Consider the following 15,177-nt stretch of genomic DNA (forward strand, 5'->3'; position numbering starts at 1 on the left):
ATCTTGTCGGTCGGCAGCACCACGCCATCGGCGAGGGCGCGCACCTGATCGAGACGCCGCTGCTTTTCGCTGCGCCGCCGCGTCCAGCGCGAGTCGGGGGATATTGTTGTTGTCATGACCACTCCACGGGTTCGCTGTCGTGGAGTTACCTTAGGAGCTAATGGGCAGAGGCATCAATCAAGCCGGGAACCAAATCATTACGGTTAGGTTAACGATAAAGTTTATTGAGGGATTGTGTGCCATCGTGAGTTTGGGAAGCGCAGAGCTGTGAACTTCGGCCACACGAACACCAAGTCGGCTTTGGAGATGGTTTGGACACCTCGGCGGCACCAACGTTTCTCTGGGGCAGTTCACTGCCAGGGCGGTGCAGGAAGTAGCGCTATCGCTTGATACACATGGGGGTCAGGCACGACTCGATCGTAGCCAATGATGAGGGGGAAAGGTTCAGCCCCATGCGCTCGGCGAGTTCGCGGAGTGGTCATCGCCGATCTCCCTTTCGGCTCTTATCAGGCCTCGGCGGAACAATGCTTCCACACCGCCGTCCGGTTCATGAAGGAAGGCGGTGCGCATGCGGTCAAACTCGAGGGAGGAGTTGAAATGCTACCCCAGGTCGAGAAACTCGTTCAGTCCGGCATTCCCGTCATGGCTCACATCGGCTTCACGCCGCAGATGGAACATCAACTAGGTGGCTATCGTGTTCAAGGTCGGGGCGAAGACGCGCAGCGCCTGATAGACACCGCCAAAGCGTTTGAAACAGCAGGGGCCTTCGCTGTTCTGATTGAGATGGTGCCCGGTGAAGTAGGCCGCGCGATAACCGAGGCTATTTCAATTCCGACCGTCGGAATTGGCGCCGGCAACCAATGTGATGCCCAGGTGCTGGTCTGGCAGGATATGGCAGGACTACGCAGCGGCCGCCTACCGCGATTCGTCAAACAGTACGCCGACCTTCGTTCGGTGCTTCACACGGCGGCAAGAGACTTTGCTCTTGAAGTGGGGGCCGGAACGTTCCCAGGTCCCGAACATACGTTTTAACTGCGCAGGAGTCGTTATGAAGAGCCCCAGAGAACGCGCGGCTGAAGGTTTACAGATAGGCGACCGCTTCATGATATTCCGTTGTTTTTCAGATGAGGACATTCGCCAATTTTCGCAAATTTCCCGCGACTACAATCCGGTTCACTGTGATGCACGCTATGCGCAACTGCGCAGGTTCAAAGCGCCCATCGCCCATGGCCTGCTCACAGCCAGTCTCATCACTGAAATTGGCGGGCAAATCGGCTGGCTGGCGACAGGGATGAACCTTGCATTCAAACGGCCGGTTTACCCGGGAGAGTCGATCGCCTGCCACTGGTTGATCCTTGACATCGATGAACATGGTCATGCAAAAGCCGAAGTCAGGGTACTCAACGCAGAGGGCATCACAGTGCTGGAGGCGACCACAACTGGCGTTCTCCCCGGAACCTTCTTTCCGTCTGCCGCCTTCTCTGTAGCAAAAATTAAGCAACCTGTTTCGGCTCCAATCACCAGCACTGTCGCTGCTATGCTTGAGTTCTTTTGAATGGGGTCGGCAACCGTGGCAAGCGAGTACTCACTGGCGGATGTGCTGGAAAGGATTTATCAAAATCAACTAGCCCTGGAAGCGGCCGTGATGGAGGTGACTCTGTGGGCTGAGCGGCAAAACGCCGCAGAGCGGGCGATCAAACCGTTTGTGATCGGACGTAAGGCTTGGCTCTTCAGCGATACGCCCAAAGGGGCAGACGCCAGCGCACAAATCTACAGCCTAGTCGAAACCGCCAAGGCTAACGGCCAGGAGCCCTATACGTGGCTGCGCCACGTGCTGGATCGGTTGCCGCACGCCTCGTCGGTCGAAGACTACGAAGCCTTGCTGCCGTGGAACTGCTCGCCAGAGATGCCACGGTAAACCGTTGTCCCGTCTTGCGGTAGGTGGGGTTCATGGAGCGCATACAATGCGCAGACCATCCTTGCTTCGTACATTGCCTATCGCAAACGCCGGCCCGAGCTGCATGCGAAATCGACCTACAAGATGCCCGGCGGCGTACTGATGGCCTGGTTCTCATTGGCGTTCATGGGGTTTGTTCTCTGCCTTCTGGCATTGAGACCTGACACCCGGATTGCCTTGATGGTGATGCCGGGGTGGTTTATTTGGCTGGCGATTGCTTATCAGTTGACCCACTCCAACAAGCCCAAACCCGTTGCGGATTCGGCAGGTCATTACAGCTGATGTTCATCTTTATCCGAGGGGCAACTCCGTAACGCCTGGAGTTGCTGTTTCACAACTCATTTGCAACGCAGGCTGGAATCGTTTTTCAACGATTCCAGCCTGCGTTATGGGCGGCCTGTTATTTGGCTACCGGCATTGAGAACTCCGCCCCTTTCCCGATAGCATCCGGCCACCGTTGCATGACGCTTTTATATCGGGTGTAGAACCTGATTCCTTCTTCCCCATAAGCGTGGTGATCACCAAACAACGACTTTTTCCATCCACCAAAGCTGTGCCATGCCATCGGAACCGGAATGGGCACATTGATACCGACCATACCGACCTTTACTTGTCGAGAAAACTCGCGAGCGACCCCACCGCTAGTCGTATAACAAGAAACACCGTTTCCAAATTCATGGTTATTGATGATGCTGATGGCTGTCGCCATATCCGGGACGCGTACGACCGCCAACACCGGGCCAAAGATCTCTTCTCGATAAATCGTCATATCGGTAGAGACATGATCAAATAAGGTTGCCCCTACAAAGAATCCGCTTTCGCGCCCCTTAACGGTATAGTCTCGACCATCAACGACCAGTTGCGCCCCCTCCTCAATGCCCTTATTGATATAACCCACTACTTTTTCTTTATGCGCCGCGGTAACGAGCGGGCCCATCTCGGAGTCGGGATTAGCGCCGTCACCAATCACCAGTTTTTTGGCCCTGTCGGCGATTTTTTCAACAAGCGCGTCACCTATATCACCCACTACAACGGCGACAGAGATCGCCATACAGCGTTCGCCCGCGGAGCCGTAAGCCGCGCCGATCAGAGCGTCTGTTGCTTGATCAAGGTCCGCGTCAGGCATCACCACCAAGTGATTTTTGGCACCGCCAAGGGCTTGTACGCGCTTTCCGAGTTTGTTGGCTTCGGTGTAAATGTATTGTGCAATTGGGGTTGAACCCACAAACGACAGCGCATCAACCTTAGGGTGCGCGATCAACGCATCGACAGCTGTTTTACCGCCCTGCACGACATTGAACACGCCGTCGGGCAACCCCGCCTCCTGAAGCAGTTGTGCCAGCATTATGCTCGCAGAGGGATCTCGCTCCGAAGGTTTGAGGATAAATGTATTGCCGCAAGCAATCGCGATGGGGAACATCCACATCGGCACCATGACTGGAAAGTTGAACGGGGTGATCCCTGCGACAACGCCTAACGGCTGCCGAAGGTTCCAGTTATCAATGCCACCGCCGATATTGTCGCTGTGATCACCTTTTAACAAATTGGGTATGCCGCACGCGAATTCGACGATCTCTATGCCACGAGTGACTTCGCCCATTGCATCGGAATGAACCTTGCCATGTTCTCGAGTGATCGCTTGTGCAAGAGCGACATGATTTTTATCCAGCAGCTCCTTGAATTTGAATAACACGCGGGATCTTTTGAGTGGTGAAGTCTCCGACCATTGAGGAAAAGCTGCCGAGGCGGCTTCTACTGCCGCATCCACATCAGTTGGAGATGCCAGAGCAACATTGCAAATGACGGCGCCTTTCGCCGGATCAAACACCGGAACGATGTCCCCGTCAGAATTAAATACAGTTTTGCCACCAATGAAATGCCCGATTGTGCTCATTACTTTACCCTGCTTAGTTAACGACCTTGCCGGCCATGTACTCACCAACCACTTGCTTCATTGCCTGTTCGGCAGCGACTTCGTAGACGATACGACCGGCGCTCATGACAACGACCCTGTCGACCAGCCCCAGCAATTCATCCAGATCCTCCGACACCAGCAGTACAGCGGCCCCGGCATTACGCGCCTCAAGTATTCTTCGGTGGGTTTCTTCGCACGCCAGAAAGTCCAGGCCAAAGGTCGGGTTGGACGCAATTAAAACGTTGACCTTCTGGGTTAGCTCTCTTGCCAAAACAGCGCGTTGAACGTTCCCACCCGATAGGGTGCTCATCCGGACACCCAAACCACCCGCCTTGACTTTAAAGTCCTTTACCAGGCTGGCTGCTTGCTCGGTCAACGCTTTTCTATCCAGCAGGATCCCTCGACGAATAGGCGGACGATCATAGTTTCTGAGCGCCAGATTCTCCGCCAGCGACATCCTTGGCACGCAGGCGTTCTTCAAAGGTTCCTGAGGCAGTCCATACACGCCCAGGTGAGTTATTTCGTGGCGCGTACCCTTGAAATCGTTGCCTGCAATTTTCACCGTACCGGTCTTGTCGCGCTGGCCCATCAAGGCCTCTACCATTTCGGTTTGACCGTTCCCTGAGACTCCAGCAACCCCGACAATTTCGCCGGCGAGTACGTCGAGATTGAGGCCTGAAACGACATTCAGACCGACGTCACCTTTTACGGTCAGGTTGTGAATGCTGAGCAATGGTGTGCCGACACTTGGTACACGTGAATCGCGCTCGACAATGGCTCGAGTGCAGGGAGCGCCAATCATTGCCTCAGCCATTTGTTCGTTTGTCAGATTGGCAACAGCGCCAGTGGCGATGCACATACCCTTGCGCAAGATCGTCACGTCGTCAGCAAATCGCCGAACCTCATCAAACTTATGCGTGATGAGAATCGCGCTGAGCTGTTTATGCCGGGTCAGTTGCTGGACATAACCGAGCACCTGATCTGCCTCGGCAGGCGTCAAGACCGAAGTAGGCTCGTCAAGAATCAACAGCCGGCGGCCGAGATAAAGTTGCTTGATAAGCTCCGCCTTCTGCTTTTCACCCGCAGAAAGCTGAGACACTCTTACATTCAAATCTATTGCGAATGGCAAGCCTTCGGTAATAGTAGATAAACGTTGCAGTTCTCTTTTCCAGTTGATCAACGCGGGTAACTTTGCGGCACTGACCACAAGATTCTCGGCGATGGTCATCGATGGCACGAGCGTAAAGTGCTGGTAAACCATCCCGATGCCCAGAGCATCAGCATCTTTAGGTGAGCCGATGGGACAATGCTTACCCTCGACGTGAATTTCACCCTCATCGGGCTGATAAAAACCTACCAGGCATTTGACCAAGGTACTTTTCCCGGCACCGTTTTCACCTAGTAGCGCGTGAACAGTTCCGGGGGCTATCGAAATACTCACTCTGTCGAGCGCTGTCATGTCTCCAAAGCGCTTGGTCATATTAAACAATTCATACTGTACGGCCGTCATGTCACGCACCTCTCCGTTCCTGGTCTGCGTTCCTATCTACCTGTGGTTATCAACGGTGCAAGTTCAGTTCACCAGGCGCATCCACGAAGGGCGCTGAACGTGAGGTTGAAGCGATCATAATTGCCAGGGTCAGAAGGTAAGGAGCCGCGTTGAACAAGTAGTAATATCCGGTGACGCCCATGCCCTGGAGCGCGGGGCCGATTGCGCCAGCACCACCAAACAATAGCGACGCCCACAGCGCCCGAAGTGAACGCCAACGTGCAAATATAACCAGCGCTACCGCCATGATGCCTTGGCCGCTCGATAGCCCTTCGCTCCAGCTGCCGGGGTAAGAGAGAGAAAGAAAACTTCCGCCTACCCCTGCCAGGAAGCCACCGGCCATGGTCGCGAATATGCGAGTACGCAACACCGGGAACCCCAACGCTTTAGCAGCATCCTCACTATCGCCAACGGTGCGTAACATCAGTCCCCAACCTGTTCGATTGAAGAAAAAGTACACTGCAATCGCCAACGCAATGCCGACGAGAAATAGCGCATTTACATCCAGAGCGGCTCGAAGTTGGGGAGTATCTGACCAGTACCCAAAATCAATGGACGGCAACGGAGGCGCTTTAGGCTGAATCAATGGTTTGCCCAGGCAAAAAGCCAACCCTGTGCCCAGTACCATCAGACTGATCCCGATGGCAGTATCATTGACTCGTTTCACGCTACAAAGAAGGCCATGAAGCAGACCAAACAGCATCCCGGCTACACCTGCTGCCAGAACGCCAAGCCAGGGTGAACCGCTGAGATATGAAACGGCATAACCGGCCATTGCGCCCAATATCAAGTTCCCTTCAAGTCCGAGATTGATTCTTCCGGACTTTTCAGTAATGCACTCGCCCAAACTCACAAATATGAAAGGCGTTGAGACACGAATCGCCCCGCCAATAATTGCAAGCGGCAAGCTGGCCCAACCGATATCGATGATATCCATGATCAGCTACCTTTGGCGTCGTTGGATTTCTGTGCCACTGCGTCAGCCAACAGCACACATACGAAGATAAGCCCCTGGAAGACCAGGATCGTGGCGTCAGGAAGATCCAGACGCCTCTGCAACAGGCTACCGCTTGCCTGAAGGCCCCCGATCAAACAAGCCACTGGAATGATTGCCAGCGGGTGATGCCTCGATAAGAAGGCAACCAGGATTCCGCTGGTTCCGTAACCTGCGATCAGCGATGAGTTCGCCGTGCCTTGCACTGCAGACACTTCGATTGCACCCGCCAGACCCGCCATCGCGCCAGCGATCGCCGTTGCGCCGATCACCCACCGGTTAACCGATATACCCACCATCCTGGCTACTTTGGCGCTACCACCTACGACCTTGAGTGCGAACCCCCAGAAGGTGAATCGCATGATAAAAAAAACCAGTAATGCCAATACGATGCTGATGACCAGTCCAATGTGCACATTGATCCCGGGAATCACCGGAAGCATGTAGCTTGGATCTATAGGGTAGGTAGACGGTTTATCCAGGCTTGCCGGGTCACGGAAAGGCCCTTCAGTGAGATGGTGAAAGAAGGCAATTCCAATGTAGGAAAGTAGCAAGCTGGAAATAGTCTCATTCAGCGCCCGGTACTGGCGTAACGCGCCAACAATCGCGAACCAGCCTGCTCCCATCAATGCACCCGAAGCGAGGATGAGAAGCTGCATCGGCAGAGCAGGTTCTCCTACAAATGGCAGCGAAACCATTGCCCCCGCGAGTCCTCCCAATACCAACGCACCTTCACCTCCGATGATGACCATCCCGGCCTGGGCCGGGATAGCTACAGCCAGCCCGACAAGGATCAGCGGCGCGGCGCGAGCCAGGGTGTCCTGCCACGCAAATCCGCTACCAAACCCACCGATATAAACGAGAGTGAAAACCTCCAGCGGGTTCTTTCCATAGCAGGCAACAAAAACGGAAAAGAGTAACGATGCAATGACAACGGCTGCAAAGAGATATCCGATGTTTGCCTGGATCGCACTTGGCTTCCAGGGAACTCGATGTGTGCTAACACTCAGTACCTGTCCCATATGCGCTCCTAAATCTCACCCACCACGCCTTCGACGAGGTAATTGATCGGATCAAGGGCACGGTCGCTATCCTTATAAGCAGTACCTTCAGGAATAACTAAGTTGCCTTTATTGTCTTTGAGTGGGCCAGAGTAAATGACTCTCGTGCCTGCAATCAGCTCCGCACGGGCTGTCTCGAAGGCACTCTTCGCCTCCGCCGAAACAGCCGATCCGAACGGCGTATTTATGACGAAACCTTCTGCTAAGCCACCGCGAAGAACGTGCGCGGGAGACCGGCCTTCTTGTACCCCTGCTACAAACTGCAGGTAGGGAACAATCCAGTGCCATTGGGCACCTGTTAAAAAGCCTTTGGGCCCAACATCCGCTTGACTCGAGTGATACCCGATAGACATCGCGCCACGCTTCTCAGCGGTTTCGATCACGACCTTGGGGCTATCGATGCTGCACGCAATCACATCGACACCCTGATCAACGAGCGAGTTGGCAGATTCCGCTTCCCTGACAGGCAGCACCCAGTCGCCCGTAAAAATAACGTTCACCGTTATTGCGGGGTCTACCGAACGAGCTGCGATGGTGAATGCATTAATGCTTCGAACTAAATTGGGTGTAGGTTTGGCCGCCACTACGCCGAGCTTTTTAGACTTTGTCATATGGCCCGCGACAATACCGCACAGGTACTGCGCTGCAAAAATATGCCCGTAAAATGTGCCGACATTATCTGGCATTCCCTCTGTCCATAGTCCACCCGTATGAGCAAACGTCACCTCTGGAAACTTTTTAGCCATCTCCAGTACATGAGGTTTGAAGAAACCAAACGACGTGGCAATGATCAACTTGGCGCCATCCTGCCGAATCATCCCCTCCATGCTTCGCTGGGCAGCGATGGTTTCCGGAACCCTCTCCTCTTCTACAACCTTTATCCCGGGGATTTTTTTCAACTCGGCTGCTGCCAGCGCGTGGGACTGGTTATATCCATAATCCTGCTTGGACCCTGAATATAAAATACCCACTGTCAATGGCGTATCAGAACCAAAAGCGAGGTTGTTCGTAATGCCATAGGCCATAACGCCTGATGCGGCCATTAGCTGTAGAAAGGTGCGACGGTCAAAATTGCCAGTACTCATGATGATCTCCAAAGCGACAGGGTGGGAGATAAAGCTGGGCAGTGAACGGGTGAAGCGCATCGCTGAGTGGGCATACTCGCCATCTATAAGCCGCCTCTATTTGTGTCTCTCAGCAACGATATTTCAGTTAATGCTTAGCTGACGGTGATGCCCGGCGCGTTACAGCGACGCAGGTCTTCTTCCAGCTCTTTTTTCTGGGACAGCGATAACGGTCGAATAGGAGGTCTGACGGAACCACCCACCAGACCGATCAGGTCGCACCAATGCTTGAGCGCTGCATTTGGCATATGGCCTCGCATCAGTGGATCCATAATCCATTTGTTGAACACTTGGCGCATCGGATCAATTTTGTCGAATTCGACACGTATAGCTGTCAACTCTTCGCCGTTATCAAATTGTCCGATGTAATTCGATACGGGACATATGCCGGGAACCTGGTAAAGATAGGGCTCCGGGTCTGCGTACAGAATCGGCTGTTGATGAGCAACCCGGCTATCAAAGTAGTGCTCCTCCAGCGGATCGGAAACGATCACGCCGTTACGTGCCGAAGACCTCAGCGCCTCGTTCTGCTGGTACGCGGTCGTCTTGAGCATTCTGATTTGAGGGATTTCACATACCTTCTCAAAGGTGCGGGCTGACAGTGCGCTGCCTGCAGCAGTTGCTGCGTTGAACAAGACCACCGGCATATCGAGTGCACTGCAAATCAGCTGGAAATAATCCACTTGCTGTTCTTCCGATCGCGGGCCCGCGGTGGGAACCATCAGCACAACATGATCTACGCCCTGCTGCTTTGCGTGCAGACCCAGCGCGAGGGTGTCATCTATCGATGCTGCAGTGATTACCACGGAGACCCCTAGCCGACCACCTGACTCGTTACATAGGGTTTCCACTACGCGCTTTCGTTCATCGATCGACAGTGCCCACACCTCGCCCATGAGTCCATTGCAGAAGACTCCGCGAATTCCTACCTCCAGGTACCGGCGCACGTTGTGCCTGAGTCCGTCCTGATCCAGCTCCAATGTAGGCAAAAATGGGGTGGGGATGGCCGCCCATACCTCAGTGCTCGACTTTTTCAGATTTGACGAAGCCACATCGCAGTCCTTTCAGCTATTTATTCGGTTTGTAGTATTTATCATGATAAATAGAACTGATGCAATAGGGTATACTGCCCGTTCGGCGCCATAGCGTTTGAGCCCGTCACGCTCGAGCCTGGTCGTCTAACGAATTTTCTGCGTCCATGGAGTCTTCTGATGTCGAGCGTTCCTCCTTCCATACCCTCCCCTGTGCGAATCAAGCAGCCCAAGCGCGCCGATTTGGTAACCGAGGATGTGAAGCGACTCATCACAGCGCGCAATCTCAAGCCTGGAGATCGCCTGCCAAATGAAAAAGATCTTCAAGAGCTTTTTGGTGTGAGTAAAAGCACGACCCGCGAAGCGTTGAAATCTTTAGAGGTTCAGGGATTGATTACGATCAGTACCGGCCCGTCCGGCGGAGCTACCATTCGCGAGGTTCCTTTGGAACGGACCCTGCAGCTGATGCAAAACTATTTGTTTTTCCAAGACATCAGCATGAAAGATCTCTATGCAGCCAGAACCATTCTGGAGCCCGAGCTGGCAGCAGGCGCAGTTGCCAATTTGACCGACGAGCAGCTGGCGAGACTGGAGGCGAATATAGAGACCTGCCAACCCGCCTGTGGCAGCAACGCTACATTGCTTGATCAACGCCAATCCGATCTGGATTTTCACGATCTGCTCGCCGAAGCGAATGGCGATCCTTTCCTTCGATTTCTTTGCCAATTGATCAATGAGCTGTTGCGCCGTCTTGTGGTCTACAGCACCGACACGCCTGCAGATGAACATGTGAGTTTCGGGTGCGCGAACGTCCGTTGCCACACAGCCATTTTGAATGCCGCGCGAAATCGCGATGCGGACGAAGTGAGAAGGCTCATGAAGGAACACATGGAAGAGGCAGAATCGTTCGTAGCTCGCCTGAATGGTTGTCTCGATGGCCGTTTGATTCTGGATTCCGAAATGGCCCCGCAACTGCGAGGATTCGAGCCTCGTTGACGGTCTGTCGGGACGGTGGTCAGAACCCGGCAGGCAGACGGGCTTTGTTGCGGATAGCCGCAAATGTGACGCATATCGACAGTCCGCGCCCATTGAGTCCTTGTTGAGTTTCAATGGTAGCGCAGTGATGCCGGGCAATGCCTGCGACCAGGGACAGTCCAATTCCGCTGCCCCGTTCTTCTGTACGCCCGCCTTGCGGTAGAACCGCTCGAAGATTAAGGCTCTCTCCTCTATGGGTACGCCGGGACCGTTGTCAGCTACTTCGAGATAGACGCGCCGATCTGTCCCTGCCCGGTAACCACAACTGACGTGTACATGCCCGCCTTTGTCGGTATAGCGCAGTCCATTGTCGACAAGATTGCGCAGCAGAATGCCTATTTCGTTAATATCGCATCGCACCATGCAGGGCGAGATAGCAAGTGACAAGGTGCGCTCTTGCTGGGTGGCGTAGATATCGAACTCATGGGCAACGTGCAGCACCAATTCGCTTAGGTCAGCGAGACCGTGATTGGGCGCTCGGCCGCCTGCCGTGAGTCGGGCCAGGTCCAACAATTGCTCGGTAAGACGCGAACTTTGCTGAGCCACCATCAGCAGCTTCGATAAAGCTACATCCTTGTCGGCTGCCAATGGTGCACGCAACGCTATCTGAGCGTGTGCCTGCAAAGTGGAAAGCGGTGCAGTTCGTGTGCCGCGTTACCAATGAATTGACGCTCGGCCTCAACCGCCTCGTCTAGCTGCTGGAGGATGTGGTTGAAGGAGGCAACCAGTGGATGAAGCTCCCTGGGTAATCTCGCTGTCGGCAGTTGTGTCAGATCAAAACTACGCCTCTCACGCATAGTCTTGCCCAAAGCTACGACAGGCATGAGCGTGTTGCGCAACACACACCACATCAGCGCTCCCGCCAGCAGTAACAGAAATGTCGCGAGCCCCACTGCAATCAGCGTTTGATGTTGAATTTCCTGATCGACAATGCTGCGCAGATTAGCCGCTTGCACGTTGACCAGGCCGGTACTGTCAGCCACGGAATAGACGCGCCAGCGTTGGTCTCCAATAACACTTGAGGTAGCGCCATCCTTGAAGTCAGGCCGCAGCGCTTCATTGGGCGCATTAGGCGTGCTTGCTACTAAATTGCGTTGGTTGAACCAAACCTGGAAAACCAGATTTTCCTTGTCAGCCAATGCCGGATTGCCCGGTTGCATGCCCTGTGTTCGCATGCCGGCTAATTTGCTGTTGGCGGGTATTGTCATGAGGATCTGGGTAGCGATGATCTTTAGTTTTTCATCCCAGGTACTGGTGGTGTTGTAGGTAAAGTAGGCCGAGAGTATGGCAAGAGCGCCCACCCAGCACAATGCAATCACCACGGCTGAAACCAACATTATTCGAGCATGCAGTGACGTGGGCTTCACGAGGCGGGTGACCCGATGATGTAACCGTGGCCGTGCACGGTGCGGATCAGATCATCGCCAAGCTTGCGCCGCAATTGATGGATGAATACCGCTATTGTGTTGCTTTCCACCAGGTGCGAGTTGCCGTAAACCCTGCCCTGCAGATAGTCACGGGGCACCACATGGCCAAGCCGATCAAGCAACGCCAGTAGCGTGCGGTACTCCTGAGCGCTGAGCGGCACGTTGACCCCTCCCTTACTGACCAACCTGCGACTGCGGTCGACTTGAAGGTCTCCTTGAGTAAACAGTGGAATGACATTTCCGCGACTACGACGTAACACAGAGCGCAAACGCGCCCACAGCTCGTCAAATTGAAACGGCTTGACCAGGTAGTCGTCTGCACCTGCATCCAGTCCTTCAATTCGCTCGCTCAATTGGCCCCGAGCCGTGAGTATCAACACCGGGGTCGCGTCGCAGTTCAAACGCATCGAGCGCAATACCGCCAGCCCTGAGTCGCCGGGCAGCCCTATATCCAGCAGTACAGCCGCATAGCCATGGTCGACCAGCGCTATGCGCGCAGCTTTGCCATCGATGGCACGATCGATGCTCCAGCCAGCCTGGCGAGCACCATCGCAGATGGCCTCGCCGAGCATGGCATCATCGTAAGCGCTCCATAAACCCCACCGACTCCAAGATGGGTGGCGCTTTCAGCTAGGCGACACCGGCGAGCAGTTCCACGGCAGGAGAGCTTCGTAGTCTTCAACCAAGGATGCCAGTGGTAGGCATTCCAGTGCGTGGCGTAGCCACGCATAGGGTTCTTGGCCGTTGGCTTTGGCGGTCTCGACCAAGCTATAAAGTTGTGCGCTGGCCGTAGCGCCCTTGGGCGTGTCGCTGAACAGCCAGTTCTTTCTACCGATGACGAAGGGCCGGATCGCACGTTCGGCAGCGTTGTTGTCTATCGGCAAGTAACCCTGCTCGACATACCGTTCAAGTTTGCTCCAGTTGCTCGCCAGGTAGCCGACGGCTTTGCCCAGTGGGTTCTGAGCCGTGACCTGTGGCTGCGTCTTTTCCATCCAGCTTTTCAACTGAGCCAGTACCGGCAGGCTGCGCTCATGGCGACCGGCTTGGCGATCTTGATCACCGCTATCCTTAAGGTCACGCTCGATGCCATAAAGCTTGTTGATCAGGTTCAGCGCGATGTCGGCGCGTCCCGTCTTGCCTTTGGGCTGCACTTTTTGCGCTTCAAAGAATTTGCGCCGCGCGTGGGCCCAGCAACCTAGGCGCTCGACGCCGGCCTGTACGCTCAGCACGTTGTAACTGGCGTAATCGTCGGTCATCACGTAGCCGCGATAGCCATCGAACAGGCGCAACGGCACCTCCTGCGCTCGGCTGCTGGTGTAGTCAAAAAGAATCACCGGCCTGTCTGGAGGACCACCGGTTTGCACCCACATCCAGGACTGGCTGCTTGGCTCCCGCCCCGGCTCCTTGAGCACCTGCACACGAGTTTCATCGCAGTGAATGATGCGGCTGGACAACAGGCTATCGCGCATCAAATTCAACAGGGGCTGAAAGTGTTCACCGCACTGGATGACCCAACGAGCCAGGGTCTGGCGCGGAATATCGACACCGTGACGCCCCAGCACTTTTTCAAAGCGATGAAGCGGCAAACCATCGACGTATTTGGTCGTCAGCAGCATCGCCAGAACGCTTGGGCTGGCCATGCTTTTTTCGATCAGTTGAGCCGGTTTGTCCGCAGTGACCGGTGCTGTCTCGCAGCCACGACAACCATAGACTTTACGAACGTGTTTGATCACGCGGATTTGCATCGGCACGATTTCAAGCTGCTCGCTGACTTCCTCACCGATGGCGTGTTTACGGCAGCCACAGGCACATGTCAGTTCATTCTCGGGAAGTTCGTGGATGACTTCGACACGCGGAAGATCAGCAGGCAGAGGCTTGCATTTACCACGACGCCTGGCCGGGGCAACAACTTCCTCTTCCGAAACTTCGTCGCCAGGTTCCGCAACGCTTTCCGCCTCATTGAAAAGGGCCAGTTGCGGCGTCGCTGGATCTACCGTTTGCTCAGTTTTACGCCCAAACGGTCGCTGGCGCAGCAGTGCGTTCTCTTCTTCAAGATGAACAATCTTGCCCTTGTCGGACGCACGCTCATTGATCATCTGCTCAAGCAATTGCTTGAGCAGAGCAGGATCATCAGGAAGGTCTTGGGGCATGGAAATCATGCCCGGAATTATACCGAATCAGGCCACGTATCGAGGCGTCAAAACTTGATGAGGGCGGTTGCGCCAGAGGTCAAAGCCGTCAAGCAGCCAGTTAAGTTCCTGCACGGTCAGGACAATGGCCTCGTCGGTGACAGCGGGTGATGTTTTGAAGCGCTCTGATTCCAGGCGCTTGAGCCACAGGCAGAAGCCATTGCGTTCCCAGTACAAAATCTTCACGCGGTTGCGAGGCTTGTTGAGAAAGACAAACAGTACGGGGTCGAACACTGCGACCTTGATGTCCAGCTCGACCAAAGCGGCCAGGCCGTCGATGGATTTTCGGAAGTCTACAGGCTTGGGATAGAGATAGACTTTTTCGACTTTGGCATCGGGTCACATCATGGTGAGCTGGCTCCGGAGGGAATTGGGAGCACAGCATCAGGGATCCGGTGGCGGCTTAGAATGTGGGTTTCATGGAGCGGTTACAATCAATGCGCAGGCGCTCGACGAAATTGACGACGGCGGGCACTTCAGACTAACAATGCGAACCTGCGTCGCTGCGCTCCGACTGCCTGGCCGGATGAGCGTGGAACAGGTGGCCGGATGTGTGTGGAATGACTGGCCGGATGGCGTGGAATCCGCATCCAGGAACGCCCAGCTTTCAAGGTCGCCCACATATGCTCGAAAGCGGCGGCGGGCATGTCCGGGTGCCTGACGATGTTGTGGCTTTGTCCTTGTAGTTCAGCCTCGGTAAAACCGCTGATCTTGATGAAATCCGAGTTGACGTAGGTGATGAAACTCTGTGTGTCAGTTGTAGAGAGGATGTTGGCATCCTGTGGGAGTTCGAGATTACGCCCCGTTACCGGCAGGTTCTGTCGCATAGCAGCTCCTAGAGACAGCGCTATTGGTGTTGGTTTTGGTAATGGCGCATCCACGCTACATTGAGCGA

At 54.7% G+C, this 15,177-nt stretch carries 13 protein-coding genes and 4 pseudogenes; 5 read left to right on the forward strand and 12 right to left on the reverse strand.

Features of this window, described 5'->3' with window-relative positions:
- Positions 1–468 precede the first annotated feature (468 nt).
- The 4 genes and pseudogenes from panB to UCMB321_RS15895 all read left to right on the forward strand — a co-directional run.
- A pseudogene (gene panB, locus UCMB321_RS15880) lies at positions 469–1,032 on the forward strand (3-methyl-2-oxobutanoate hydroxymethyltransferase); the annotation flags it as partial.
- Between the two features lie 16 nt (positions 1,033–1,048).
- On the forward strand, positions 1,049–1,555 hold the full coding sequence (locus UCMB321_RS15885) for a MaoC family dehydratase (RefSeq protein ID WP_052451253.1): 507 nt from the start codon (positions 1,049–1,051) through the stop codon (positions 1,553–1,555).
- A gap of 120 nt (positions 1,556–1,675) precedes the next feature.
- Positions 1,676–1,918, forward strand: a pseudogene (locus UCMB321_RS15890) (transposase domain-containing protein); the annotation flags it as partial.
- Positions 1,919–1,972: 54 nt separating this feature from the next.
- Positions 1,973–2,239, forward strand: a pseudogene (locus UCMB321_RS15895) (amino acid transporter); the annotation flags it as partial.
- Positions 2,240–2,357: 118 nt separating this feature from the next.
- Here UCMB321_RS15895 and UCMB321_RS15900 read toward each other — a convergent pair.
- The 6 genes from UCMB321_RS15900 to UCMB321_RS15925 form a co-directional block, all read right to left on the reverse strand.
- A complete protein-coding gene (locus UCMB321_RS15900) occupies positions 2,358–3,851 on the reverse strand; it encodes a CoA-acylating methylmalonate-semialdehyde dehydrogenase (protein ID WP_040068499.1) in 1,494 nt (497 codons plus the stop codon).
- A 13-nt stretch (positions 3,852–3,864) separates the two neighbouring features.
- Positions 3,865–5,382 carry an ABC transporter ATP-binding protein gene (locus UCMB321_RS15905; protein WP_040068656.1) on the reverse strand — a complete coding sequence of 506 codons (1,518 nt, stop codon included), beginning with the start codon at positions 5,380–5,382 and terminating at the stop codon, positions 3,865–3,867.
- A 49-nt stretch (positions 5,383–5,431) separates the two neighbouring features.
- Positions 5,432–6,352, reverse strand: coding sequence for an ABC transporter permease (locus UCMB321_RS15910; protein WP_425338574.1), 921 nt, complete (start codon positions 6,350–6,352; stop codon positions 5,432–5,434).
- A gap of 8 nt (positions 6,353–6,360) precedes the next feature.
- Positions 6,361–7,437 (reverse strand): ABC transporter permease, encoded by a 1,077-nt coding sequence (locus UCMB321_RS15915; RefSeq protein WP_052451254.1) that lies wholly within the window; start codon positions 7,435–7,437, stop codon positions 6,361–6,363.
- A gap of 8 nt (positions 7,438–7,445) precedes the next feature.
- Positions 7,446–8,561 carry a BMP family ABC transporter substrate-binding protein gene (locus UCMB321_RS15920; protein ID WP_040068660.1) on the reverse strand — a complete coding sequence of 372 codons (1,116 nt, stop codon included), beginning with the start codon at positions 8,559–8,561 and terminating at the stop codon, positions 7,446–7,448.
- Positions 8,562–8,695: 134 nt separating this feature from the next.
- Positions 8,696–9,652, reverse strand: coding sequence for a dihydrodipicolinate synthase family protein (locus tag UCMB321_RS15925; RefSeq protein WP_040068503.1), 957 nt, complete (start codon positions 9,650–9,652; stop codon positions 8,696–8,698).
- Positions 9,653–9,811: 159 nt separating this feature from the next.
- On the opposite strand from UCMB321_RS15925, the gene UCMB321_RS30140 reads away from it, so the two are divergent.
- Positions 9,812–10,627 carry a FadR/GntR family transcriptional regulator gene (locus UCMB321_RS30140; RefSeq protein ID WP_040068505.1) on the forward strand — a complete coding sequence of 272 codons (816 nt, stop codon included), beginning with the start codon at positions 9,812–9,814 and terminating at the stop codon, positions 10,625–10,627.
- Between the two features lie 198 nt (positions 10,628–10,825).
- Here the strand turns inward: UCMB321_RS30140 and UCMB321_RS31785 are convergent.
- From UCMB321_RS31785 to UCMB321_RS15955, 6 genes and pseudogenes are all read right to left on the reverse strand, one after another.
- Positions 10,826–11,215, reverse strand: a pseudogene (locus UCMB321_RS31785) (sensor histidine kinase); the annotation flags it as partial.
- 53 nt (positions 11,216–11,268) lie between these two features.
- On the reverse strand, positions 11,269–12,003 hold the full coding sequence (locus UCMB321_RS29525; protein WP_052451256.1) for a methyl-accepting chemotaxis protein: 735 nt from the start codon (positions 12,001–12,003) through the stop codon (positions 11,269–11,271).
- 26 nt (positions 12,004–12,029) lie between these two features.
- Complete coding sequence (locus tag UCMB321_RS15940; RefSeq protein WP_040068508.1) at positions 12,030–12,665, reverse strand: response regulator transcription factor; 636 nt, start codon at positions 12,663–12,665, stop codon at positions 12,030–12,032.
- 54 nt (positions 12,666–12,719) lie between these two features.
- Entirely contained in the window at positions 12,720–14,252 is a 1,533-nt protein-coding gene (gene tnpC / locus UCMB321_RS15945; protein WP_040068510.1) for an IS66 family transposase, read from the reverse strand.
- Between the two features lie 18 nt (positions 14,253–14,270).
- Positions 14,271–14,543 carry an IS66 family insertion sequence element accessory protein TnpB gene (gene tnpB, locus UCMB321_RS15950; protein WP_040068512.1) on the reverse strand — a complete coding sequence of 91 codons (273 nt, stop codon included), beginning with the start codon at positions 14,541–14,543 and terminating at the stop codon, positions 14,271–14,273.
- 215 nt (positions 14,544–14,758) lie between these two features.
- Positions 14,759–15,109, reverse strand: coding sequence for a PAS domain S-box protein (locus UCMB321_RS15955; protein WP_040068514.1), 351 nt, complete (start codon positions 15,107–15,109; stop codon positions 14,759–14,761).
- Positions 15,110–15,177: the final 68 nt, after the last annotated feature.

Origin of the sequence: Pseudomonas batumici (genome assembly GCF_000820515.1) — a bacterium.
Taxonomy (GTDB): Bacteria; Pseudomonadota; Gammaproteobacteria; order Pseudomonadales; family Pseudomonadaceae; genus Aquipseudomonas; species Aquipseudomonas batumici.